The sequence below is a fragment of the Vibrio sp. 03_296 genome (assembly GCF_002265885.1).
On record NZ_NPKW01000765.1, the window covers coordinates 1 to 586 of the forward strand.

Consider the following 586-nt stretch of genomic DNA (forward strand, 5'->3'; position numbering starts at 1 on the left):
AAAAGCGAAAGCGAAAGTTGCTGAGCGCCAAGCCAAAAACCTTAGCGACAAACAAGTGTCTGATCTCTATTTGCGTAAGCCACAATTGCTCAGTGCGGAAGCGCAGGTGAAATCAGCACTGGCGTCGCTCAAACGAGCAGAGCGCGATCTGGACAACTGTAAGGTGGTCGCCCCGTACGATGCTTTAGTCGTCTCACGACAAATAGGGGTKGKCAATTTATTCCGCGGAGTGAAGTTGCGTTACTCAACAATATTGAAGCAGCTGAAATTCACATTCCTATTGCTGGCTTTGACAGTGCTTTCTTGCCTGAAAAACTGTCGAATATTCGTGCCACCATCCGTTTGCAAGGGCTTCGCCAAGTCGAAAGAGAGGGCAACATTGACCGTGACTTGGCGATGATTGATTCCGCCACACGTATGATCAACGTTGTGGTTCGTATTGATGACCCGTATGGCATTAATTCGCAAAAGCCTGCGATCAAGTTCGGCTCCTACGTGGAGGTGCAATTTGCAGGCAAAGAGCTCAAACACATCTATCGCTTGCCGCAAGAATTGGTTAGCAACCGCACGGTTTGGGTCGTGAACG

1 pseudogene is annotated in these 586 nt (G+C 49.1%); it reads left to right on the plus strand.

Annotation, left to right across the window (positions count from 1 at the left end):
* Window positions 1–586 (plus strand): annotated as a pseudogene (locus CIK04_RS27715) (efflux RND transporter periplasmic adaptor subunit); the annotation flags it as partial.